Origin of the sequence: Solimonas marina (genome assembly GCF_012241385.1) — a bacterium.
Taxonomy (GTDB): Bacteria; Pseudomonadota; Gammaproteobacteria; order Nevskiales; family Nevskiaceae; genus Solimonas; species Solimonas marina.
On sequence record NZ_JAAVXB010000005.1, the window covers coordinates 43038 to 64674 of the forward strand.

Annotated in this window: 23 protein-coding genes; 18 read left to right on the forward strand and 5 right to left on the reverse strand. The window is 66.2% G+C overall.

Features of this window, described 5'->3' with window-relative positions:
* Positions 1-14: 14 nt before the first annotated feature.
* The 9 genes from rpmD to rplQ all read left to right on the forward strand — a co-directional run bounded on the left by rpmD (position 15) and on the right by rplQ (position 5238).
* Positions 15-203 (forward strand): 50S ribosomal protein L30, encoded by a 189-nt coding sequence (gene rpmD / locus G7Y82_RS10535; RefSeq protein ID WP_168148019.1) that lies wholly within the window; start codon positions 15-17, stop codon positions 201-203.
* Between the two features lie 14 nt (positions 204-217).
* A complete protein-coding gene (gene rplO / locus G7Y82_RS10540; protein WP_168148020.1) occupies positions 218-652 on the forward strand; it encodes a 50S ribosomal protein L15 in 435 nt (144 codons plus the stop codon).
* 12 nt (positions 653-664) lie between these two features.
* Positions 665-2020, forward strand: a complete 1356-nt coding sequence (gene secY / locus G7Y82_RS10545; RefSeq protein ID WP_168148021.1) for a preprotein translocase subunit SecY — start codon at positions 665-667, stop codon at positions 2018-2020.
* A 31-nt stretch (positions 2021-2051) separates the two neighbouring features.
* On the forward strand, positions 2052-2165 hold the full coding sequence (gene rpmJ / locus G7Y82_RS10550) for a 50S ribosomal protein L36 (protein WP_020651319.1): 114 nt from the start codon (positions 2052-2054) through the stop codon (positions 2163-2165).
* 199 nt (positions 2166-2364) lie between these two features.
* Positions 2365-2733 carry a 30S ribosomal protein S13 gene (gene rpsM, locus G7Y82_RS10555; protein WP_168148022.1) on the forward strand — a complete coding sequence of 123 codons (369 nt, stop codon included), beginning with the start codon at positions 2365-2367 and terminating at the stop codon, positions 2731-2733.
* A gap of 22 nt (positions 2734-2755) precedes the next feature.
* Entirely contained in the window at positions 2756-3154 is a 399-nt protein-coding gene (gene rpsK / locus G7Y82_RS10560) for a 30S ribosomal protein S11 (RefSeq protein ID WP_168148023.1), read from the forward strand.
* A gap of 12 nt (positions 3155-3166) precedes the next feature.
* Complete coding sequence (gene rpsD, locus G7Y82_RS10565; RefSeq protein WP_168148024.1) at positions 3167-3787, forward strand: 30S ribosomal protein S4; 621 nt, start codon at positions 3167-3169, stop codon at positions 3785-3787.
* Positions 3788-3838: 51 nt separating this feature from the next.
* Positions 3839-4819 carry a DNA-directed RNA polymerase subunit alpha gene (locus tag G7Y82_RS10570; RefSeq protein WP_168148025.1) on the forward strand — a complete coding sequence of 327 codons (981 nt, stop codon included), beginning with the start codon at positions 3839-3841 and terminating at the stop codon, positions 4817-4819.
* A 35-nt stretch (positions 4820-4854) separates the two neighbouring features.
* Positions 4855-5238 (forward strand): 50S ribosomal protein L17, encoded by a 384-nt coding sequence (rplQ, locus tag G7Y82_RS10575; protein WP_168148026.1) that lies wholly within the window; start codon positions 4855-4857, stop codon positions 5236-5238.
* Between the two features lie 69 nt (positions 5239-5307).
* Here rplQ and G7Y82_RS10580 read toward each other — a convergent pair whose 3' ends face one another.
* Both G7Y82_RS10580 and G7Y82_RS10585 read right to left on the reverse strand, forming a co-directional pair.
* Positions 5308-6318 carry a phospholipase A gene (locus G7Y82_RS10580; protein ID WP_168148027.1) on the reverse strand — a complete coding sequence of 337 codons (1011 nt, stop codon included), beginning with the start codon at positions 6316-6318 and terminating at the stop codon, positions 5308-5310.
* A 20-nt stretch (positions 6319-6338) separates the two neighbouring features.
* On the reverse strand, positions 6339-6953 hold the full coding sequence (locus G7Y82_RS10585; RefSeq protein WP_168148028.1) for a type IV toxin-antitoxin system AbiEi family antitoxin domain-containing protein: 615 nt from the start codon (positions 6951-6953) through the stop codon (positions 6339-6341).
* Between the two features lie 146 nt (positions 6954-7099).
* Here G7Y82_RS10585 and G7Y82_RS10590 point away from each other — a divergent pair, with 146 nt between their 5' ends.
* A complete protein-coding gene (locus G7Y82_RS10590) occupies positions 7100-8878 on the forward strand; it encodes a monovalent cation:proton antiporter-2 (CPA2) family protein (RefSeq protein ID WP_168148029.1) in 1779 nt (592 codons plus the stop codon).
* The gene (locus G7Y82_RS10595; RefSeq protein WP_168148030.1) at positions 8875-10170 is read left to right on the forward strand and encodes an adenylate/guanylate cyclase domain-containing protein; all 1296 of its coding nucleotides are present in this window, start codon (positions 8875-8877) and stop codon (positions 10168-10170) included. The genes G7Y82_RS10590 and G7Y82_RS10595 overlap by 4 nt, the downstream gene beginning before the upstream one ends.
* Before the next feature lie 23 nt (positions 10171-10193).
* Here the strand turns inward: G7Y82_RS10595 and G7Y82_RS10600 are convergent, their stop codons facing one another.
* Entirely contained in the window at positions 10194-11093 is a 900-nt protein-coding gene (locus G7Y82_RS10600) for an isoaspartyl peptidase/L-asparaginase family protein (RefSeq protein WP_168148031.1), read from the reverse strand.
* 131 nt (positions 11094-11224) lie between these two features.
* Between G7Y82_RS10600 and G7Y82_RS10605 the strand changes: the two genes are divergently transcribed.
* The gene (locus G7Y82_RS10605; protein WP_240954235.1) at positions 11225-12607 is read left to right on the forward strand and encodes a high affinity choline transporter 1; all 1383 of its coding nucleotides are present in this window, start codon (positions 11225-11227) and stop codon (positions 12605-12607) included.
* Between the two features lie 16 nt (positions 12608-12623).
* Here G7Y82_RS10605 and G7Y82_RS10610 read toward each other — a convergent pair whose 3' ends face one another.
* Positions 12624-14738 (reverse strand): protein-disulfide reductase DsbD family protein, encoded by a 2115-nt coding sequence (locus G7Y82_RS10610; protein WP_168148032.1) that lies wholly within the window; start codon positions 14736-14738, stop codon positions 12624-12626.
* A 64-nt stretch (positions 14739-14802) separates the two neighbouring features.
* Between G7Y82_RS10610 and G7Y82_RS10615 the strand changes: the two genes are divergently transcribed.
* The 3 genes from G7Y82_RS10615 to G7Y82_RS10625 all read left to right on the forward strand — a co-directional run bounded on the left by G7Y82_RS10615 (position 14803) and on the right by G7Y82_RS10625 (position 17062).
* Entirely contained in the window at positions 14803-15405 is a 603-nt protein-coding gene (locus G7Y82_RS10615) for a DUF2845 domain-containing protein (RefSeq protein WP_168148033.1), read from the forward strand.
* Between the two features lie 83 nt (positions 15406-15488).
* The gene (locus G7Y82_RS10620; protein ID WP_168148034.1) at positions 15489-16670 is read left to right on the forward strand and encodes a saccharopine dehydrogenase family protein; all 1182 of its coding nucleotides are present in this window, start codon (positions 15489-15491) and stop codon (positions 16668-16670) included.
* Positions 16667-17062, forward strand: coding sequence for a DUF423 domain-containing protein (locus G7Y82_RS10625; protein ID WP_168148035.1), 396 nt, complete (start codon positions 16667-16669; stop codon positions 17060-17062). The genes G7Y82_RS10620 and G7Y82_RS10625 overlap by 4 nt, the downstream gene beginning before the upstream one ends.
* 3 nt (positions 17063-17065) lie before the next feature.
* Here G7Y82_RS10625 and G7Y82_RS10630 read toward each other — a convergent pair whose 3' ends face one another.
* A complete protein-coding gene (locus G7Y82_RS10630; RefSeq protein WP_168148036.1) occupies positions 17066-17716 on the reverse strand; it encodes a response regulator in 651 nt (216 codons plus the stop codon).
* Between the two features lie 396 nt (positions 17717-18112).
* Between G7Y82_RS10630 and G7Y82_RS10635 the strand changes: the two genes are divergently transcribed.
* The 3 genes from G7Y82_RS10635 to G7Y82_RS10645 all read left to right on the forward strand — a co-directional run bounded on the left by G7Y82_RS10635 (position 18113) and on the right by G7Y82_RS10645 (position 21630).
* Positions 18113-19339: an RsmB/NOP family class I SAM-dependent RNA methyltransferase gene (locus tag G7Y82_RS10635; RefSeq protein WP_168148037.1), complete on the forward strand. Its 1227-nt coding sequence runs from the start codon at positions 18113-18115 to the stop codon at positions 19337-19339.
* Between the two features lie 73 nt (positions 19340-19412).
* The gene (locus G7Y82_RS10640; protein WP_168148038.1) at positions 19413-20138 is read left to right on the forward strand and encodes a TetR/AcrR family transcriptional regulator; all 726 of its coding nucleotides are present in this window, start codon (positions 19413-19415) and stop codon (positions 20136-20138) included.
* On the forward strand, positions 20119-21630 hold the full coding sequence (locus tag G7Y82_RS10645; protein ID WP_168148039.1) for an efflux transporter outer membrane subunit: 1512 nt from the start codon (positions 20119-20121) through the stop codon (positions 21628-21630). The genes G7Y82_RS10640 and G7Y82_RS10645 overlap by 20 nt, the downstream gene beginning before the upstream one ends.
* Positions 21631-21637: the final 7 nt, after the last annotated feature.

The following is a 21637-nucleotide window of genomic DNA, read 5'->3' on the forward strand; positions in this document are numbered from 1 at the left end:
GGACGGGTACGACGATGACCGCCCCCAAGCAGATCAAGCTGACGCTGATCCGTAGCCTCGCCAAGCGCCTGCCGAAGCACAAGGCGTGCGTGCATGGCCTCGGCCTCAAGCGCATGCATCAGACGGTGACCGTTACCGCCACGCCGGAGAACATGGGCATGGTGAACAAGGTCTCGTACATGCTGCGCATCGAAGAAGTCTAAGCGGACGAATCACGATGAAACTGAACACGATCAAGCCGGCCAAGGGCGCGAAGATCAAGAAGGTCCGCGTCGCCCGTGGCATCGGTTCGGGCCTCGGCAAGACCGCGGGCCGCGGCCACAAGGGTCAGCATGCCCGTAAGGGTGGCTACCACAAGGTGGGCTTCGAGGGCGGCCAGATGCCGATCCAGCGTCGCCTGCCGAAGCGTGGCTTCAACTCGCCGGCCAAGGGCGACACGGCGGAAGTTCGCCTGTCCGAACTGGAGAAGATGAACGCGACGGAAATCGACCTCGCGGCCCTCAAGGCCGAGAACGTCGTGCCGGCCACGGCGCTGACCGCGAAGATCATCAAGTCGGGTGACATCAGCCGCAAGGTCACGCTCAAGGGCGTGCTCGCGACCAAGGGTGCCCGCGAAGCCATCACCGCCGTCGGCGGTTCGATCGCCGAGTAAACGAGCTTAGCCATGGCCAAGACTCCGGGTTCGCCGGGCGGCGCGATGATGCCGGACCTGAGCAAGATGAACGAGGTGCGTGGGCGCCTGTTCTTCCTGCTCGGGGCGATCATCGTCTACCGCATCGGCAGCTTCATCCCGGTGCCGGGTATCGACCCGGTGCAGCTGGCGGCCCTGTTCAATCAGAGCAAGGGCACGATCCTGGACATGTTCAACATGTTCTCGGGCGGGGCCCTGCATCGCCTGTCGATCTTCGCGCTCGGTGTGATGCCGTATATCTCGGCCAGCATCATCGTGCAGCTGATGGCGACGGTCGTGCCGCAGCTCAAGGACCTGAAGAAGGAAGGCGAGTCGGGTCGCCGGCAGATCACCAAGTACACGCGCTACGGCACGCTGGCGCTGGCGATCTTCCAGTCGTTCGGCGCAGCGCTGGCGCTGCAGAAGTCGGGCGTGGCGATCAACCCGGGCTTCGGCTTCATGTTCGTCGCAACGGTGAGCCTGGTCACGGGCACGATGTTCCTGATGTGGCTGGGTGAGCAGATCACCGAGCGCGGTATCGGCAACGGCATCTCGATGATCATCTTTGCCGGCATCGTCGCGGGCTTCCCGCGGGCGCTGGGCTCGACCGCTCAGCTGGTCAGCGAAGGCTCGATCGGCGGCTTCACGGTGATCGCGGTGATCGTCCTGATCGCGGCAGTGACCTATGGCGTGGTCTACTTCGAGCGCGCGCAGCGGCGGATTCCGATCCACCACGCGCGTCGCCAGCAGGGCCGCAAGATCTTTGCGGCGCAGACCCAGCATCTGCCGCTGAAGCTGAACATGTCGGGCGTGATTCCGCCGATCTTCGCGTCGTCGATCATCCTGTTCCCGGCGTCGCTGGTGCAGTTCTTCGGTGGCGACGGCACGTCGTCGACGGCCGCTGGTGTGCTGCAGCGTGTCGCCAATGCGCTGTCGCCGGGCCAGCCGCTGTACACGCTGCTCTATGGCGTGCTGATCATCTTCTTCTGCTTCTTCTACACGGCGCTCGTGTTTGATTCGCGCGAGACGGCCGACAACCTGAAGAAGTCGGGAGCTTTCATTCCGGGCGTGCGTCCGGGTGCAATGACGGCGCGCTACATCGACACGGTGCTGACGCGTCTGACGGTGGTCGGCTCGATCTACATCCTGGTGGTCTGCCTGGTGCCGGAGATTCTGCGCTCGTTCGTCAGCAGCATCCCGTTCTACTTCGGCGGCACCTCGCTGCTGATCACGGTCGTGGTGGTGATGGACTTCATGGCGCAGCTGCAGGCGCACCTGATGTCGCACCAGTACGAAGGCCTGATGAAGAAGGCCAATCTGAAGTCTCTGGGACCGGCGCAGAGCCGCTGATCCCGATTACCTGTAAGTCCTGAGGTTAGTCATGAAAGTCCGCGCATCGGTCAAGAAAATCTGCCGGAATTGCAAGGTCGTCCGTCGCAATGGCGTCGTTCGCATCCTCTGCACCGATCCCCGCCACAAGCAGCGGCAGGGGTGAGTCGGTGCGCTAGCGGTGCCCGGTGGGCATCGCGTGCCGATTCACGCCGCGCCACGGATGGCGCGGCAGGGCGATCCGAAGTCTCCGGCTGTAGCGCCAGGGACGGTACCGCCGCAGTTATGGTTAAGGATTGAACAAAGCACCTGTTATCCCTATAATGCGCGGCTTTTCGCGCGTTAGGCATCAATCGAGATAGAACATGGCACGTATCGCGGGCGTCAACATCCCGGATCGGAAGCACACGGTGATCGCTCTGCGGGCGATCTATGGCATCGGCAAGACCCGCGCGCAGCAGATTTGCGCGGCGACCGGCATCGATCCGACCGTGCAGATCCGCTCCCTGACTGAAGGTGAGCTGGAGCTGCTGCGCGCCGAGATCGGCAAGCTGATCGTCGAAGGCGACCTGCGTCGTGAAGTGTCGATGAGCATCAAGCGTCTGATCGACCTCGGTGCCTATCGTGGTCTGCGTCACCGCCGCGGTCTGCCGCTGCGTGGTCAGCGCACCCGTACGAATGCGCGTACGCGCAAAGGTCCTCGCCGCGGCACCGTCGCGACGAACAAGAAATAATTTATAGAGCCGGACTCAGCACATGGCTAACCCGTCTGCCGCCAGCGCGGCCAAGCGCAAGAAGGTCAAGAAGAACGTCACCGATGCGGTGGCGCATATTCATGCCTCCTTCAACAATACGATCATCCTGATCACCGATCGCCAGGGCAACGCGTTGTCGTGGAGCACGGCCGGTGCGGCGGGCTTCAAGGGCTCGCGCAAGTCGACCCCGTTCGCGGCGCAGGTCGCGGCCGACAAGGCCGGTCAGATCGCCGCCGAGCACGGCGTCAAGAACATTGAAGTCCGCGTCAAGGGCCCGGGTCCGGGCCGTGAGTCGGCTGTTCGTGCGCTCAATGCCGCCGGCTTCAAGGTCACCAACATCACGGACGTAACGCCGATTCCGCATAACGGCTGCCGTCCCGCCAAGCGCCGCCGCGTGTAAGGAGAGATATCCATGGCTCGTTACATTGGCCCGAAGTGCAAGCTTTCCCGCCGCGCCGGCACCGACCTGCTGCTGAAGTCGCGTGCTCGCTCGATCGACAGCAAGTGCAACATGGAGACCCGTCCGGGTCAGCATGGTGCCGCGAAGACGCGTCTGTCGGACTACGCGCTGCAGCTGCGTGAAAAGCAGAAGCTCAAGCAGATGTATGGCGTTCTCGAGCGCCAGTTCCTGAATTACTACAAGAAGGCGTCGTCGAAGAAGGGCTCGACGGGCGTGCTGCTGCTGCAGCTGCTCGAAACACGCCTCGACAACGTCGTCTACCGCATGGGCTTCTCGCGCACCCGCGCCGAAGCTCGTCAGCTGGTCTCGCACAAGTCGATTGTCGTCAACGGCAAGCTCGTCAACATCCCGTCGTACCAGGTGCAGTCGGGCGATGTGGTCGAGATCCGCGAGGCTTCGCGCAGTCAGTCGCGCATCGTCGAAGCGCTGTCGATTGCCACCCAGGCCGGTCTGGCCGATTGGGTCGAGGTCGATGAGAAGGGCCTGAAGGGCACCTTCAAGGCGGTCCCGACGCGCGATCAGATCCTGCCGGACATCAACGAGGCGTTGGTCGTCGAGTTGTACTCGAAGTAATCCGCTTTCGAGTCCTCGCCCGCCGTCCCGTTTCACGAATAGAGGTACATCATGCAGAACGTTGTCGCCGACCTGCTCAAGCCGCGCCAGATCGAAGTCGAAGTCGTTTCGCCGAGCCATGCTCGCGTCGCGCTGGAGCCGATGGAGCGTGGTTTCGGACACACGCTGGGCAACGCCCTGCGCCGCATCCTGCTGTCGTCGATCCCGGGCGCCGCGATCACCGAAGTGCAGATCGACGGCGTGGTGCACGAGTACAGCGCGGTCGAAGGCGTCCAGGAAGACGTCCTCGATATCCTGCTGAACATCAAGAACATCGCGATCCGCATGCATTCGCGTGAGGAAGCGACGCTGCGTCTCGAGAAGTCGGGTACGGGCCCGGTCACCGCCGGTGACATCAAGCTCGACCACGACGTCGAGATCGTCAACCCGGAACTGGTGCTCGCCAACCTGACGGGCGGCAAGCTCAACGTCACGCTGAAGGTCACGCGTGGCCGCGGCTACGTGCCGGCCGCCAGCGCCGTGCGTGAGGAAGACGTGCGTGGCGTCGGCGTGCTGAAGCTGGATGCCAGCTACAGCCCGGTGCGTCGCGTCAGCTACGCCGTGGAGCGTGCTCGCGTTGCGCAGCGTACCGACCTCGACAAGCTGATCCTCGATGTCGACACCAACGGTGGCATCGACCCGGCCGAAGCCGTGCGTCTGGCCGCGCGCATCCTGCGTGACCAGCTGTCGGTGTTCGTCGACCTCGAAGCCGAAGCGGCGCAGGCTGCTGCGGCACCGGGCAAGAAGGAGCTGTCGCCGATTCTGTTCCGTCCGATCGACGATCTCGAGCTGACGGTGCGTTCGGCCAACTGCCTGAAGGCCGAAAACATCTACTACATCGGCGATCTGGTGCAGCGCACCGAGATGGAGCTGATGAAGACGCCGAACCTCGGCAAGAAGTCGCTGAACGAAATCAAGGAAGCCCTGCGTTCGCATGAACTGGATCTCGGCATGAAGCTCGAGAACTGGTCGTCGCCGAAGGTGCCCGCGTAAACGGCGCTCGCATCAGAATTTACGGGAAATAAGTCATGCGTCATAAGATGTCGGGCCGCTCGTTCGGCCGTACCAGCAGCCACCGCAAGGCGACGATGCAGTCGATCGCTATCGCGCTCTTCGAGCACGAGATGATCAAGACCACGCTGCCGAAGGCGAAGGAACTGCGCCGTCTGGCCGAGCCGCTGATCACGCGCGCCAAGGAAGACTCGGTGCACAACCGTCGTATCGCGTTCGCGCGTCTGCGCAACCGCGATGCCGTGCAGAAGCTGTTCAACGAAATCGGTCCGCGCTACAAGGCGCGTCCGGGCGGCTACCTGCGCATCCTGAAGTGCGGCTTCCGCGCTGGCGACGACGCGCCGATGGCGTATGTCGAGCTGGTTGACCGTCCGGCGGCGGTCGAAGCGGCTGGCGAATAATCACCGCTATCTGGCGGTGAACGAAAAACGGGCGCTTCGGCGCCCGTTTTTCGTTGTGCTGGGGTGCGCTCAGCGCGCCAGCATGATGCCGATGCCAACGCGCGTGACGCTGTGGTTATAGTCGATCAGGCTGTCGCCGTAGCCGTTGAAGACGTAGACGTTCCAGTACAGGTAGTCGCCGAACGGTACGCTGTAGTTGAATTCGATCGCGCCCTTGCCGGTCGACGGGTTGCCGCGCAGCATCAGTGACGCGTGATGCTGGTCGAACAGCTCCTGCTGTACACGCAGTTCGCCATAGCCGTAGTAGTGGGCGATGTCCGGATTGTCGTCGCCCTTGGGATCATCCGGGCTCTTCTTGGATTTCTCCGGAATGCGGTACCAGGTCTTGAGGTAGACGAGGGTGCGGTTCCACTCGTGATACGCCGCGAAGTCGAGGCGGTTCCACGAGCGCGATTGCGGCACGTCGCGGCCATTCGACTGATGCTCGATGCCGACGTCGAAGCCACAGCGCGGGCAGAAGTCGAACGCCGGCTTCCAGCGGTAGAACAGTTCGGGGTTGTAGTCGGTGGCGCGGAACGGCCGCGACTCATCCTCGTTGTAGATCTGCCAGAACGAGCGCTGCGTGTAAGCGAAGTAGAAGTTCGACAGCAGGTGCAGCTTGAAGCTGATCTGAAAGACGAATTCGCTTTCGCTGCCGTCGTAGCGGTTGCTGTAAGTCGCCGGCATTACGTACATCGGCTTGTGAAACGAAATCCGGCTCTTGTCGTTGACCAGCGAAAACTCGTCGGACTCGCGCTGCAGGTTGCCGAACAGCAGCTTCGGCGACAGGATCGCTTGTGTCGACACGGTCGGCGTCGCTGGACCGACCACCGGATCCTGGCTGCCGCCGCGGATGGTCGGTTGCGTATCGGGCGCCGGCACTGAGGGGGCAGGCGCGACGACGTCCGGCAGCTTGGGGGTCGGGGCGATGCTCGCCGCCGGATTGTCGGCGGCGTTTGGCGTCACGGTGTCGTTGGCATAGGCGGGCAAGCTGGCGGCGAGCGCGAGCAGCAGGCTGGCATCGAGTACGGGCCGGTTCATGAGGGCTCGGCAGGTGGTTTTCAGTAAGGGGCGGCGAGGGCGTCGACGTACGGCTTCATCACACGCTCGACGCGGCCGAGCTGTGCATAGTGGCGGACCGCATCGAGATCGACGCGACCGGCCTGCATCGCGGCACGCAAGGCATCGACGGCGATATGCGGCCCGATCTTGTTGCGGAACTTGAACAGGTCGGCCAGGGTTTTTTCGAGACGGTAGATGCGCACCGTGACATGCTCGATGACGTGTTCTTCGACGCCTTCAGTGAAGGATGCGCCGCCGAGGCGGGCGATGCGCAGGGCCGGGAAGTCGAGCCGCGGTCGCGCGGCGCGGCGTTCGATCGCCACTGCGATCTCGCGTGCATTGGGCTCCCCGAGGCGGTGGAAAGCCAGTGCCGAATTAAGACAGATCACGCCATGCGGCACGGCGCGTGCAACCAATGCCAAGCTCAGCGGGAACGAGACCCGGCGCGTCGCCGGAACATAGCTGCCACGCCCCAACTTCTTGAGTTGGCCGCGATCGCAAAGCCGCCGCAGATACTCGGCCTGGATGTCGAATGGCGCCAAATCCTTGGGCCGCAGCACGCCCATCTGCTGCGCGAGGGCTAAGATGCGCTCGGACTTTGTCTGTTCGTCCACGCTGTGAGCAATCGGCGGAGTTCTGAATATCTGTGTACATTAAAAAACATTGAAGCGGCAGGCGCAAGCAAAAGTCTTGTAAGGCGAATACTGGATAGTTTTAAGAAACACTTGAAAATAAATAATTTTTGCGAGAAAGGGCGCTGATGCTCGCGGACATCGCCCTGTTTCTGGCGGCCGCCGTGCTCTTCGTGCCGCTGTTTCGCCGCCTTGGGCTGGGTGCGGTGCTCGGCTATCTGGCCGCCGGCGTGGTCATCGGCCCGTCCGGGATCGGCGCCATTGGCGAGCCGGAGCAGGTGCTGCACTTCGCCGAATACGGCGTGATCCTGCTGCTCTTCATCATCGGCCTCGAGCTGCAGCCGAGCCGCCTATGGGCGATGCGCAAGTCGGTATTCGGCCTCGGTGCCGCGCAGGTCTTTGTCAGCACGGCGCTACTGGCGCTCACGGCCTATCTGGCCGGCGTCGAGCCGCGGGCGGCGTTTGTCGCCGGCTTCGGTCTGGCGATGTCGTCGACGGCGCTGGCGCTGCAGATGCTGGGCGAGCGCCGCGAGTTGACCACGCCACACGGCCGCGCCGCCTTTTCGATCCTGCTGTTTCAGGATCTCAGCATCATTCCGTTCCTGGCGCTGGTGCCGCTGCTGGCGAGCATCGAGCCGACCGCGGGCGGCGGCTGGCTGAAAGCGGCCAAGACCATGGGCATGTTCCTGCTGGTCGTGCTCGGCGGGCGTTACGCGGTGCGGCCGGTGATGAAACGGGTTGCTGCGGCGCAAACCCCGGAGCTGTTCACCGCCGCGGCGCTGTTGATCGTCATCGGGACCTCGCTGGCAATGGCAGCGGTGGGACTGACCATGTCGCTCGGCGCGTTCCTGGCTGGCGTGCTGCTGTCGGAATCCGAGTTTCGCCACGAACTGCAGGCCGACATCGAGCCCTTCAAGGGGCTGCTGCTTGGCCTGTTCTTCATTGCCGTGGGTATGTCCGCCGACCTGCATCTACTGATCGCACATCCGCTGCTGATTGTTGCGGCGGTCCTCGGATTGATGGCGATCAAGGCGCTGGTGCTGTGGCTGACCGCCTGGATCGGACGCTACGGGCACCAGACCGGCGCGGCGCTGGCGGCGGCGCTGCCGCAGGGGGGTGAGTTCGCCTTCGTGCTGTTCTCGGCGGCCGTCGCCGTCGGCGTCATGCAGCCGTCGCTGTCGGCGCTGCTGGTGCTGGTGGTGACGATTTCGATGATGGCGACGCCGCCGCTGTTCACATTGCAGACGCGGCTGCGCAAGCGTTTCGGCTCGCGACCCTACGACAAGATCGTGACCGGCGAGCATGAGGTGCTGATCGCCGGGTTCGGCCCGTTCGGCCAGATCGTCGCGCGTATCCTGCGCGTCAAGCACATCGGTTTCACGGTGCTCGACAAGGACTTCGAGCACGTCGATTTCGTGCGCCAGTTCGGCAACCGTATCTTCTATGGCGATGCGAGTCGCCTCGATCTGCTGCGCGCCGCGCATGCCGACAAGGCGAGGTTGCTGGTGCTGGCGATTCCCGACGTCGAGGCGTCGCTGCGCACCGCGCAGACCGTGCGTCGCCACTTTCCGCAGCTGCGCATCTTTGCCGCCGCCGCCAATCGCCAGCATGCGCTGCGCTTGATGGATCTGGGCGTGGCGCCGGAGGATGTGATCCGCCGCAGCTATTTCTCGTCGCTGGAGATGACGCGCCGCGTCCTCGCGGGCCTTGGTGACAGCGACGAAGCGGCCAATCAGGCCATCGACGTATTCCGCCGTCACGACGCCGATGTGTTGCTGCGCCAGTTCAAGGTGCCGCGCGACGATTTGCAGCAGATGCGGCAGACCACGCAGCAGGCGGCGGGCGAGCTGGAGGCGCTGTTCGCGGCCGACACGCATCCGCCCGGCAAAGAGGACCGTCCGGCGTGAGCGGCGACATCATCGCCAACAGCATCGTCGCGCTGGTGGCGCTGGGCATGGGCCTGGCGTTCGTGTCGGCCGACCGCCGCTCGCCGACGTCGCGCGCGCTGGCCGCGGCTTATGCGTTCATCGGCCTGTCGATCTATCTGAACCTGGCGTGGACTTCGCCGGTGCCCGAGTTGCCCTGGTGGACGGCGTGGTTCGCGCTGCCCGAGGCCGCGGCGACGATCACCATGCTCGAATGGATCATCCGCGTGCGGCGGACGGTGCCGGTCGACCCCGATCTCGACCCGCGTTTCGGTGATCGGGTGTTGCGCAGCGGCCAGATCGGCGGCCTGCTGTACGGACTGTTCTCGCTGATGTGGCCGGACATCCGCATCTCGCATTTTCTGCGTGCCAGCTCCAACCCCGAGGTCTTCCTCAGCGGCGGATTCTGGCTGTTCGCGCTGCCGCTGCTGTACGCGACGCTGAGCGGCACGGTCGGCATTTTGCTGTTGCTGCGTCGCCGCCCGGAGCGTGCCGAGACCATTCGGGTGCTGGCGATGGCACTGGCCGTGCCGTTTCTCAGCGCCAGCTTCATCCTGCCGGTCGAGGCTGCGGCGATCTCGGTGATCCTCGGCGAGATCATCTTTTTCATCGGCTCCACGCACTATCACGTGCTGCAGGGTCAGCGCGGCCAATTCATGTCGCGCTTCTTGTCGCCGCAGGTCGCCAAGCTGGTCGCCGAGCAGGGCCTGCAGCGCGCCATGCAGGAGAGCCAGCGCGAGATCAGCATCGTCTGCTGCGATTTGCGCGGGTTCACGCCGTACGCGGCGGCGCAGCCGTCGGCACAGGTACTGCAGGTCTTGCGCGAGTACTACGACGCCGTCGGCGACGTGGTGTCGAACTACGGGGCGACGATCAAGGACTTCGCCGGCGACGGCATCCTGATCCTGGTCGGTGCGCCGCTGCCGATGGCGTATCACGCGCCGCGCGCACTGGAGATGGCGGCGCGCATCCGCGAGGCGGGTGAGACGCTGACGCAGCGCTGGAGCACGGTCCAGCACCCCCTGGGGATCGGCCTCGGCGTCGCGACCGGTGTCGTCACGGTCGGCGTGATCGGCTCGGCGTCGCGGCTCGAATACACCGCGGTCGGCTCTGCGGTGAATCTCGCGTCGCGGCTTTGCGAGCAGGCCGGGAGCGGCGAAATCCTGGTCGACGCGCGCACCGCCGATCTGGCCGGTGCCGATCGCCTGCAGCAGCGCGACGCGGTGACCGTCAAAGGCTTCGCCGAGCCGGTGCCGCGCTACGCGCTCGGCTGATCCGGCGGCCCAGCCGGCGATCGCTAGTCGGCGCCAACCGCCACGCCGATCTCGCCGTCGTCGCCCACCCAGGCGCGGAACATCGCCGCCGAGTTGAACGGCATCGCGATGTTGCCGTGCCGGTCGATCGAGATGAAACCGCCGCGGCCGCCAAGCTTGCTGACGTCGTCGAGCGTGCGCGCACCGGCATCGACCAGCGAGCTGCCGGCATAGCGCATCCGCGCGTCGATCTCGAAGCCGACGCCGACACGAATGAAGACCTCGCCGGTGCCGGTGCACGACACCGCGGCGCTGCGGTCGTCGGCGAAGGTGCCGGCGCCGATGATCGGCGTGTCGCCGACGCGGCCCGGCAGCTTGTTGGTCAGCCCGCCGGTGCTGGTCGCTGCGGCGAGGTGGCCGTCGGCGTCGAGCGCGACCGCGCCGACGGTGCCGAAGGCCGAGTCGTGATCGAGCACCACGACGTTGTGCTGCTGCGCCTTGCGCAGCTGTCGGCGGCGCAGCTCGATGATGAAATACTCGGGATCAACGCTGTCGAGGCCCAGCTCAACATTGGCCGCGTCTGCGCCCTCGCCCTGGAACATGACGTGCGGCGAGCGCTCCATGATCGTGCGTGCCAGGTGGATCGGGCTCCTGGCGCGCCTCGCGCCGGCGACCGCGCCGCAGCGACGGTCGCGGCCGTCCATGATCGCCGCGTCCAGTTCCGGAGCGCCGTCGCGGTTCAGCACCGCCCCGATGCCGGCGTTGAACAGCGGGCATTCCTCGAGGCGTAGCACCAGTCGCTCGACGGCATCGACGCTGCTGGCGCCGTCCTTCAGCATCTGCAGGCCCTCGGCGGCGATGCGGCGCAAGGCGGCACGTTGTTCGCTAGTGTCGACGCTGTCGTCGAGTTCGCCGGCGCCGCCGTGGATGGCGAGACGGATCATGCGCAAGATTCCGGTTCGGGAAAGGCTGCAGAGGATAGTGCGGTGTTGCGCGCGCGTGTTGTGAATTCGTCGGCGGGTCCGGGGCGGGATCGGTCACCGCTGCGGCCAGCCCGGGAACTGAAATTGGGGGGATGCATTTGAACGTGGTCCTGCTGGCGGTCCTGCTCTACATCGTGCTGCAACTGGCGGTGGCGTTCTTCGTCTCGCGTCGTGTCGTCAGCGAATCCGATTATCTGCTCGCCGGGCGCCGGCTTGGCCCCTGGCTGGCGACCTTCGGCGTCTTTGCGACCTGGTTCGGTGCCGAGACCTGCATCGGCGCTGCCGGCGAGGCCTATCGCAGCGGTCTGCTGGCAGTCGCATCCGATCCTTTCGGCTATTCGCTGGGGCTGGCCTGCGCCGGCCTGTTCTTTGCCGCGACGTTGTGGCGCCGCGGCCTCGTCACGCTCGCCGATTTGTTCCGGCAGCGCTACGGCGGCGGCGTCGAGCGCTTTGCCGCCGTGGTGATGATTCCCGGCTCGCTGCTGTGGGCGGCGGCGCAGGTGCGGGCGTTCGGCGAAGTGCTGGCGTCGACCGGCGCGCTCGGCGTGTTTGCGGCGACCACCATCGCCGCCGTCGTGGTCGTCGTCTACACCGCAGTCGGCGGTATGTGGGCCGATTCGTGGACCGATCTCGTACAGGGCATCGTCTTGATCGCCGGTGTCGCTGCGATCGGTCTGGTGTTCGCGCATGACGGCGGATTCGCGCAGTTCAGTGTGCACGGCCTCGGCGAGCCGCTCGAGGACGGCCCGCGACCACTGCTGGAAACGCTGGCGGTGCCGATCTTCGGCACCATCGCCGCGCAGGAACTGGTCGCGCGTCTACTTGCCGCGCGCAGCCCACAGCTCGCGCGTGGTGCCGCGGTCGGCGGCGCGCTGTTGTATCTGGCGGTCGGCATCGTACCGGTACTGCTCGGACTCGCTGCGGCCGCCAGCGTCGGGCCCGGCATCGAGCCGGAGCAGCTGTTGTCGACGCTGGCGCAACAGCATCTGCCGATGCCGCTGTACATCGTCTTTCTCGGGGCACTGGTGTCGGCGATTCTGTCGACGCTGTCGGGCAGCCTGCTGGTCGCCGGCTCGCTGGCCGCGCACAACGTCGTCTCGCCGCTCGTGCAGCGCGCCGGTCATGTGATGAGCGAGCGCGCCAAGCTGCGCTGGAACCGCGTCGCTGTGGTCTTGTTCGGCGTCATCGCCTACGCGCTCGCACTCGGCTCCGACAGCATGTACGAGCTGGTCGAGGAGGCATCCGGGCTGGGGTCGTCCGGCATCTTCGTGATGATGGTGGCGGCCTTGTGGCTGCCTCGGCTCGGCGGCGTCGCCAGTGCGGTCGCCGCGCTGGTGCTCAGCGTCGGCGTCTATGTGCTCGGCGAGCACGTGCTCGGCTGGTCGTATCCGTACGTCGCATCGCTGCTCGCCGCGGCGGCCGGTTATTTGATCTGTGTGCCGCTCGGCCGGCCTGCGGTCGCGGCCCGCGCCTGAGCGCGGACCGGCGCCCCTACTTCACGGCATCGACGATGATTGACGGCGTCAGTAATTGCGGCAGGATCTGCGGCTCGGCGCCGCGTTTGTAGACCAGATACAGCGGCACGCCGTTGCGGCCGAAGCGCGCCAGTTCGGCGGTGATGGCCGGATCGGCGCGGGTCCAGTCGGCGACCAGCACGGTGACGTCCTGTTCCTGGAACGCCTTTTCGACCGACGCTGCGTGCAGCGCGACGCGCTCGTTGACCTTGCAGCTCAGACACCAGTCGGCGGTGAAGTCGACGAAGATGGTGCGGCCTTCAGCGCGCAGCTCGGCGACGCGTGCCGCCGACCACGGTTCGCTGCCGACGTCGACCTGCGCGGTTGCCGAGTCGGCGGCGACATCGGCCGGCGACGGCAGCTTGACCAGCAGCGCGATCGCCAGTGCCACCGCCGCCAGCTTGCACAGCGCCGCGAACACGCCACGCGCCGACCACAGCCACAGCACGAAGGCGATCAGCACCAGACCGATCAGAATCTGCGCGCCGGCCGAGCTGTCGAGCTGACGTGCGACCACCCAGACCAGCCAGACCACCGACAGATACAGCGGGAAGGCCATCAGCTGCTTGAAGCGTTCCATCCACGCGCCGGGCTTCGGCAGCAGGCGCGCGGCGCCGGGCACGAAGCCGATGATCAGGAACGGCAGCGCCAGGCCCAGGCCCAGCGCGACGAACACCGACAGCGCGATCGCCGCCGGTTGCGTGACCGCGTAGCCGATCGCCGTTCCCATGAATGGCGCCGTGCACGGGCTGGCGACGACGACCGCCAGCACGCCGGTGAAGAACGCGCCGGACAGGCCCTGTTTCTCGGTCAGGCTCTGGCCGAGGTTCATCAGCCGCGTGCCGAAGCTGGCGACGCCCGACAGCGAAAGCCCCAGGGCAAACAGCAGATAGGCGAGCAGGCCGACGAACACCGGCGACTGCAATTGGAAGCCCCAACCGGCGGCCTTGCCGGCCCGCTGCAGCAGCAAGATCACCACTGCGGCGCCGACGCAGGACGCGATCACGCCGACGCTGTATGCGACGGCCTGGGCACGCTGGCCGTGCGGTCCGGCGCGCGCCAGTGACAGCGCCTTCAACGACAGCACCGGGAACACGCAAGGCATCAGATTGAGGATCAGGCCGCCGAGCAGGGCCGAGCCCAGAACCAGCATCAGACCGGCGGGCGCGCGACCGTCGTCGGCATCGGGGGGCGCGTCCGGCGCCGGGCCGACGCTGGGTTCGGTCGTCGTCGACGCTTTCTCGTGCGAGGCGGCTACCGGGTCGACGTTGCCCGGCGTCGCCGAGAACTGATAGGCCTGCGCGGTCTTGCCGTGCCAGACGACCAGCACGCCGTCGACTGCTTTCGGCGGGTCGACCAGATAGGTGCTGGCCGCCTGGCTCAGCCGCAGCTGCTGGCCGTCGAAGGCCGTGCGCTGTGTGGCGGCGTGATTGACGAGGTCGTTGGCGTACGGAAAAAACGCGACGCGATCGGCGCCCTGCAGCGCGCTGCCGTCGACGGCCAGCGACACGGTGTCGTGTGCCACCGCGAAGTGCGCGCTCCAGCCCTGTGCCGGCTGCGGGACTTCGCTGCGCGTCCTGGCGAAGGCCGCCGTCCACTTCGGATCGGCGTTCGCGCTCTGGGCGGTGGGCAGCGTCAGGTCCAGATCGGCTTCGCCGGGAATGCAGATGTCCTTGCAGACCAGCCATTTGGCTTTGGCGTGCAGGGTTTGTCGGCCATGCACGCCGGTGTCGACCGTCAGCGGCACGAGGTGCAGGGTTTCGCTGCCGTAGCCGTAGTTCGCCAGGTCGCCGAGGCGTTCGACGTGCGGGTAGGGCCAGACGATGTCGCCGGCGGCGATGCCCTTCGGCAGCGTCCATTCGAGCTTGGTCGGGATGCCGGAATCGCCAGGATTGCGCCAGTAGACGTGCCAGCCGGATTCCGGGGCCAGGCGCAGCGCGATCCAGTTGGTCTGGCCGGGCACCAGCGCATCGCGTTCGGCAATCAGCTCGGCTTCGACATGCGGAGTCTGCATCGCCGCGGCACGCACCAGCGGTGACGCGAACAACAAGGCGGTGATGAGCAGCAGACGGAACAGCGGACGGATATTCATGATCGAGCCGGGAAAAAGCGTTCTAATGACACATCAACACTTGCGTCGGTTCGCAAGCATAACGATGAAGCGGCTTTCGATCCTGCTCGCCCTGCTGATTTCGAGCGTCCTGCTGGCGCCGCGGCCGGCCCTGGCGCTGGATACCGTGCGTTGCGGATCGCGTCTGGTCAGCGTCGGCATGACGATGTCCGAAGTCCTCGACGCCTGTGGCGAGCCGAGCCTGCGCGACGCCTGGACGCCGGCCGGAAACCCCATGCTCGGCTATGCCGAGGAGTGGACCTACAACCTCGGCTCCGGCCAGCTGCTGCGCCTGCTGCGCTTTCGCAATGGCGAGTTGCAGCGGATCGACACCGATGGCCGCGGTTTCGTCGACGACGGCCCCGGCGATTGCGCCCAGCTCGGCATCGTGCCGGGCATGAGCAAGTACCGCCTGCTTGCCAGCTGTGGGCCGCCAACCCGCCATCACGCCGATGTGATCCAGGTTCCATACGACGCGCGGCATCGCGTTTACGATCCGCGTTATGCGTACAGCGGCTGGCATGCGGTCTATCGCGAACACTGGATTTACGACTTTGGTCCCGACCGTCTCGTGCGCATCGTCGAGCTTGAGGACGGCCGCGTTACGGACATCGAGTTCGGCGACCGGGGCCGGCGTGAATCGCCCTGAGGGGCGTGCCGAAAGTACGCGAGGCTTGACCGCGCTGGCCGCGGCGACTCTATGATCCGCTATCACAGGAGGAGAAGCGCAGCATGGCACGGAGCCGTAAGTACGATCTGATCCTGTTCGGCGCGACCGGCTTCACCGGCCAGTTGACTGCCGAGTATCTGGCCCGTCACGGCGGGGCGAAGCTGAAATGGGCATTGGCCGGCCGCTCGCCGGACAAGCTCAAGGCGGTGCGCGCGCGCCTCGCTGATCAGATCCCCGAAGCGGCGGCCCTCGATCTGCTGCACGCCGACGTCGATGACGCCGAGTCGTTGGCCAGCCTCGCGCGCAGCACGCGCGTCGTCATCACCACGGTCGGTCCTTATGTCGTCCACGGCGAGCCGCTGGTGGCGGCCTGCGCGGCGGCTGGTACCGACTACGTCGACCTCACGGGCGAGCCCGAATTCGTCGACGCGATGTGGCTGCGCTACCACGACCAGGCTCGCGAGAGCGGCGCACGCATCGTTCATTGCTGCGGGTTCGACAGCATCCCGCACGATCTCGGCTGCTGGTTCACCGTCCAGCAATTGCCCGTCGACGTGCCGTTGCGCGTGCGCGGCTTCGTGCGCGCCGGCGGCACCTTCTCCGGCGGCACCCTGCATTCGGCGGTGCTGGCGATGTCGCGCATGAGCGAGTCGGCCAAGCTGCGCCGCGAGCGCCGCCAGCGCGAAGGCTGGCCGGTCGACCGCAGCATCGGCTCGATGCATCAGGGCTTCCGCTATGTCTCCGAACTCGACAGCTGGGCCTTGCCGATGCCCACCGTCGATCCGCAGATCGTGCGCCGCAGTGCCGCCGCGCTCGATCGCTATGGCCCGGATTTCCGCTATGGCCATTACGTGCAGTTCAAGAAACTGCGCTCGGCGATGCAGCTGGTTGCCGGTGTCGCTGCGGTGGCCGCGGCCGCGCAGTTCAAGACCACGCGCGAGCGGCTGCTGAGGGTCCGCGGCAGCGGCGACGGCCCAAGCGCCGAGCAGCGGGCGAAGAGCTGGTTCAAGGTCACCTTCCTCGGCGAAGGCGGTGGTCGCGCGGTGCGCTGCGAAGTCACCGGCGGCGATCCTGGCTATACCGAAACCGCGAAGATGTTGGCCGAGTCCGCGCTGTGTCTGGCGTTCGACAAGTTGCCACATGCCGCCGGCTGCATCACGCCCGTGCAGGCCATGGGCGACGCGCTGATCACGCGTCTGCAGGCGCGCGGCATTCGCTTCCGCGTCATGGAGACTGTGCGATGACGCTGTCGGTGGCGGCGCGACGCTGCCTGGCGCTGGGGGCGCTCTATGGCTTTCTCTGTGTTGTGCTCGGCGCGTTCGGTGCGCATGCGCTGCGTGAGCATCTGACGGTCGACCGCCTGGTGATCTGGCACACCGGCGTCGAATACCAGTTCTATCACGCCCTGGCCTTGCTGCTCTGCGGCCTGTGGTTGCAGTGGCAGCCGCGTCGCGCGCTGCATGTTGCGGCGATCTGCTTGGGCATCGGCGTGCCGCTGTTTTCCGGCAGCCTCTACGCGTTGGTGCTGACCGACACCGACATGCTGGGCGCGATCACGCCGTTTGGCGGGGTATTGTTCCTGGTCGCGTGGGCGGCGTTGCTGTGGGCTGCCGTCAAACCGTTGCCGCCCGGCTGATGCTCAGCGCGGCGCGCTGAGCGATTGCAGCAGCGTCTCGGCCACGCGGCGCACCGTAGCTTGCTGTGCCGCATCGATCTGTGCCGCGAATTGCGCGCGCAACGACGCCAGTTCGGTTTCCAGGGTCTCGACCCGCGCACGTAGCGCTGCGATCTCGTCGGCAGATGCCGACGGCGCCGCGCTCGGTGCCGGTATCTGGGCGGTGGGCTCGTCGAGTGCCGCCAGCAGGGCATCGTCGGTGGGGTCGACGGCGGCGGCGAGGCTGGCGTCGATCTCGCTCTGCCGCGCGCTGACGGCCAGCGCCGCGAGCAGGCGTTCGAGTTGATCCGGTGTCGGCGGTTTCGACAGCACATCGGCCGCGCCTTGGTCGCGCGCCTCGGCGACGAACGCGGCGCCTTCGTTCGACGAGCAGATCACGACCGGGATGGTCGCCGTCGTCGGGTCGGCCTTGAGGTGGCGCAGGGCGGTGAAGCCATCGATGCCGGGCATGATGTGATCGAGGAAGACGAGGTCCGGTGCCTGCGCGTCGATCGCACGATACGCGTCTTCGGCGCCGTCGGCCGTGTCGACCTTGAAGCCGCGGCCTTCGAGATGCCGACGCAGCGCGAAGCGTGCGGATTTGGAATCATCGACGACCAGCGCCGTTCGCTGCATGGGAGCCTCAACGCGACAAAGTGCGGGGGCATCAATCTAGCATTCCCGCTGCTTGTCGCGACGACCGTTCGCCAACGAAAAACGGCGCCATCGTCAGCGCCGTCTTGGAGACAAGACAGGCGCGAGCGCCTTGCGGCGTCGCGCCTGAATTGTGAATCTGGACTACTTCTTCTTTGCAGCTTTCTTCGGAGCAGCTTTCTTCGCCTTCTTGGCAGCAGCCATGGGAATCTCCTTTCAAGCCGTAGAAGCGTGGTGGTTTCGCAAGCCCCATGCTTGCGATGCGCCAGCCACGACTGATCGTGTCACTGGGACTATCGAAACACAATGGGTTGTGTCAATGAGCCGACGAACGGTCAAAAAGTGTCCGCTGCGACCAGCCGCGCCGGAGGCGTCGCGATGAGTGCGCCGCTGCCGCGTTTGCGGCCGCCGCACTGGCGAGCGGCGGTCGCCGTGCTGGCGCGCACGCTCGAAGCGCGCGAGCCGGCCGACGCCGTGCTGCAACACTGGTTTCGCGAGCATCGTGAAATGGGCGGCCGCGATCGCGCCAATGTCAGTGCGCTGGTCTATGGCGCACTGCGTGATGCCATGCGCCTGCAGCGCCTGGCGGGCAACGATGCCGCGCTGTTGCTGGCGATCCACGTACGCCGGACCGGCCGCCTCGATCGGCATGCCTTGGCCGCACTGGCGGATGAGCCGCTGGCGATGGCGGCCGAGCGCGCCTGCGAGGCGGCACCCGAGCCGACTGCGGCCGAGCACGCCAATGTGCCCGAAGCGATCTGGTCGGCATGGCAGGCGCAATACGGCGACGATGCCGTGGCGTTGGCAGCGGCGTTGAATCACGAGGCGCCGGTCGATGTTCGCGTCAATACGCTGAAGGCGACGCGCGAGGCGGTGCTGGCCGCATTCGCGCAGGCCGGCATCGATGCCGCGCCGACGCCGCTGTCGCCGTGGGGCTTGCGGCTGGCACGCCGCGTCGCGCTGCCGACGCTGGCTGCCTATCGCGACGGCTGGCTCGAGCCGCAGGACGAGGGCAGCCAGATGCTGGCGCACTTCGTCGACGCGCGGCCCGGCGAGCGGGTTGCCGATTTCTGCGCCGGCGCCGGCGGCAAGACCTTGGCGCTCGGCGCGACGATGGCGAATGACGGTGAGCTGTGGGCACTGGACATTGCCGCCAAGCGGCTCGCCAAGCTGGGGCCTCGCGCGCAGCGCGCCGGGCTCGACATCGTGCAGGCCTGCAGCCTGCCGGACCCCGATTGGCTGGCGGCCCATGCCGGGCAGTTCGATGCCGTGCTGGTCGACGCGCCGTGTTCGGCGACCGGCACTTGGCGGCGCAATCCGGAGTTGCGCTTGCGGCCCGTCGATTTCGAGGCGCTGGCGCAGGTGCAGGGCCAGATCCTGGCGCAGGCGGCGCCACTGCTGCGCCCGGGCGGACGGCTGATCTACGCCACCTGCAGCCTGATGTCGGTCGAAAACGATGCGGTCGTCGAACACTTTCTTGCTGACCATCCGCAGTTTTTCGAAGGCGGCGGCGACGCCTCGCGCCTGCGTTTGCGGCCGGACCGGCACGGTACCGACGGCTTCTTTGCGGCCCGTCTGCAGCGTGCGTTACACGGCGATACGTGATGACGTGAAGTGACGCTTGATCGTTTTTTGAATCTCATTCAGTATGCGCCGCTCGGTACGGATTCAGGACGACATGGGGACCAAGGAACGGCGCCTGCGGGACTTCGCGGAACGCGAACAGCGGTTTCTGACCGCTGCCCGTGAACTGATCGTCCAGGATGGGTTGCTGAACCTGCAGATGAGCCGGGTCGCCGAGAAGTGCGACTACGCGGTGGGCACGCTGTATCAGCACTTCGTGTCGAAGGAAGACCTGTTGCTGGCGCTGGCGACCGATCAGTCGCAAGGGCGGGTACAGATGTTCGAGCGTGTCCGCGACTGGAAGGCCAGCAGTCGTGATCGCATGCTCGGCTTCGCGCTCGCCGACATGATGCTGGCGCGGCGTTGTCCCGATCATTTCCGACTGCTGCAGTTCACCTTCACCGAAGTGGTGTGGGGGGCGGCGCCCGAAGCGCGACGGCAGGCGTGCATGGACATGCACCGGCCGCTGCGGCAGGCAACGCTCGATGTGATCGACGACGCCTTGCGCAGCGGCGAGCTGCAGGCGCGCGGTCTGTCGATCGAACAGATTTGCCTCGCGCCGTGGGCGCTGGCAGTGGGCCTGCACGCCATCGTTCACCACGAGGGGCTGCTCGAGCAGTACAGCATCCGCGAGCCGTATCAGCTGATGCTGCGGCACCTCAGCGATTTGCTCAACGGCATGGATTGGAAGCCGCTCGCCGATACTTCGGACACTGCCGCCTACGACGAGCTGGCGGCCCGTTTCAGCAGGGAAGTGATGAATGAAGACCTCGATCTCTAAGACGGCCGTGGCCGCCGCTGCCGCGGCCCTGACGCTGGCCATGGCCGGTTGTGCGGTCGGCCCCGACTACAAGACCCCGGCGCCGGATCAGGCGACGACGTACACCGCCGGCGAGCTTGCAAAGAAGACCGTGGCGACGCCGGTCGCCGGCGGCGAAGCGCAGACGCTGGAGTTCGGCGCCGAGATTCCGGCGCAGTGGTGGTCCTTGTTCGGCTCCGACCTGATCAGCAAGCGTATCGACCAGGCGTTCGCGCACAGCCCGACGCTGGCGTCGGCGCAGGCGTCGCTGCGCCAGGCGCAGGAGAACGTCAAAGCCGCCAACGGCGGTTACTGGCCGAGCTTCGATCTCAACGGTCAGGCCTCGCGGCAGAAGATCAACACGGCGACGCAGGGCGGCGCGAACGGCGGCTACATCTACAATCTGTTCGGCGCGTCGGTTGGCGTGTCGTACACCTTCGACATCTTCGGCGCGGTGCGCCGCTCGATCGAGGCGCAGACCGCAGCCGCCGACTATCAGCAGTACGAAGCCGAGGCCACGTATCTGACGCTGGCGGCCAATGTTGTCACCGCCAGCGTGCGCGAAGCCTCGCTGCAGACCCAGGTTGCGGCGACCGAGGACATCGTCAAGTCGCTCGAAGAGCAGCAGCGCATCACCGAGAAACAGTATCAGCTCGGCGCGGTGGCGATGACCGATGTGCTGTCGGCGCGCACGCAGCTCGAAGGCACGCGTGCGTCACTGCCGGGCCTGCGCCAGCAGTTGAGCGAAACGCGCAATCAGCTCGCCGTCTATCTGGGCGTGCTGCCGTCGGACTTCGACGACGCGTCGCTCGACCTGAGCAAGCTGACGTTGCCGCAGCAGATTCCATTGTCGGTTCCGTCCAAGCTTGCGCAGCAGCGGCCCGATATCCGCGCCGCCGAGGCGCTGCTGCATCAGGCGTCGGCCAATGTCGGTGTCGCCACCGCCAATCAGCTGCCGAGCCTGACGATCAGTGGCAGCTACGGCTCGCAAGCGACCAAGTCCGGTGATTTGTTCGATGGTTCGACCGAAGTCTGGAGCATTGCCGGTGGTCTGACGGCGCCGCTGTTCCACGGTGGCGAGTTGCGCGCACGCAAGCGCGCCGCCGTGGCGGCCTACGACCAGGCGGCGGCCGACTATCGTCAAACCGTGCTGCAAGCCTTTGCCGATGTCGCCAACAGCCTGCATGCGCTCGGCAATGATGCGCAGGCGCTGCAGTCGCGCTACGCGGCGCTGCAGAGCGCGGATCAGAACCTCGATCTGGTGCAGCGCTCGTACCGTGCCGGTGCGGTCGGCTATCTGAACGTGCTCGATGCGCAGCGTCAGCAGCAGCAGGCCAAGATCGATTTCATCACGGCGCAGGCGGCGCGCTACACCGACACCGCGGCGCTGTTCCAGGCGCTGGGCGGTGGCTGGTGGAACCCACAGAATGACGGTGCGGCGCCCACGGCCACGGCCGTGTCGTCGGCGCAGTAGTGCCGTA